The sequence below is a fragment of the Pseudomonas sp. RIT623 genome, assembly GCF_004519305.1.
In the GTDB taxonomy this organism is placed as follows: Bacteria; Pseudomonadota; Gammaproteobacteria; order Pseudomonadales; family Pseudomonadaceae; genus Aquipseudomonas.
The window spans coordinates 1-830 of the sequence record NZ_SOZA01000088.1 but is presented as its reverse complement, the minus strand read 5'-3'; the positions used below and the strand labels follow the sequence as shown (position 1 = coordinate 830).

Annotated in this window: 1 pseudogene; it reads right to left on the bottom strand. The window is 59.5% G+C overall.

Features of this window, described 5'->3' with window-relative positions:
• Positions 1-782, bottom strand: a pseudogene (locus E3U47_RS24770) (hypothetical protein); the annotation flags it as partial.
• Between the last annotated feature and the right edge of the window lie 48 nt (positions 783-830).

The following is an 830-nucleotide window of genomic DNA, read 5'->3' as shown; positions in this document are numbered from 1 at the left end:
CTCACCTTCAGCGCCAACGGATTGGAAAACGCAAACTCATCCTGGCCGTAACGCTTGCGTTGATAACGCACGATGATGTCCCGCCCAAGGTTGGCGAGAATCACACTGCGTGGCACCTGGAATGTCAAAGGACCAAGCTGGTCTATCGTCCGGATTTCAGAAGTAAACCCTTGCCCTGGCAAAGGGCTGTCCAGCACCAACCGCACCTGGCTCAAGGGCAACATGCCCTGGAAGTTCACGGTGAAGGTTGCCCCCGGCGTCAGCGGAACACGCGCAGGATCAAGGATCGCCCCCTGTGCCTCCCGCGAAACCGGTGCTCGCCTGTCCCAAGGGGTCGCCGCATCGGCAATGATCAATGTCACGCTACTCGACAGCTGTACGCCCTTTCTAGTCCTCAAGGCGTAGAACACCTGGACCGATTGGCGAAGCCCAGCGGCCACCTTATCTGCAGGTACCGTGAAGCTCATTGCTACGCCGGCATCTGACAGCTGAGTATCTGTAAACGTCGCCGCCGCACTACGCCCGATCCAGCTCAAGGTCACCGAGGCGTCATCCGTGAGCGCGTGGCCAGGAATCTTTACCGTGACTGGCGAGCCAGGGAACAGCAGGTTGTTGGTCACTCCCACCACAATGGGGGGCGGTAACAAATCGGTTTGCTCACCGACCAGCAGGTGCAAGGGTGCCGAAGACTGTTGGCCTGCACCGGCCTGGCCTACCAGATAGCTGACCGTCAGCCGACCACCGTTCAACTGCGAAAACTGCTCGTCGACTTTACGCTCCATGCGTCCCAGGTTGGCCTCATTCTGCGAAACGCGGGCAAGCGGCACTGT